Source organism: Cellulomonas sp. GbtcB1, from assembly GCF_019091725.1.
GTDB lineage: Bacteria > Actinomycetota > Actinomycetes > Actinomycetales > Cellulomonadaceae > Cellulomonas.
Genome location: NZ_JAGXJG010000693.1, coordinates 1 through 230, shown reverse-complemented (window position 1 = coordinate 230; position 230 = coordinate 1). Strand labels below are relative to the sequence as shown.

Annotated in this window: 1 pseudogene; it reads right to left on the bottom strand. The window is 74.3% G+C overall.

Going from position 1 to position 230, the window contains the following annotated elements:
• Positions 1 to 230 (bottom strand): annotated as a pseudogene (locus KVT14_RS23320) (GTPase); the annotation flags it as partial.

Genomic DNA, 230 nt, shown 5'->3' with positions numbered 1-230 from the left:
CCGCCGGTGTCGACCAGCGTGAACAGGCGACCGGCCCACTCGGCGGGGTAGGACACGCGGTCGCGCGTCACGCCCGGCTTGTCCTAGACGACGGCCTCGCGCCGGCCCAGGATCCGGTTGACCAGCGTCGACTTGCCGACGTTCGGGCGGCCGACCACGGCGTGCACGGGGAGCGCCAGGTGCGAGCCGTCCTCGTCGTACGCGCCCTCGTCGCCGGAGAGCAGGGCGAC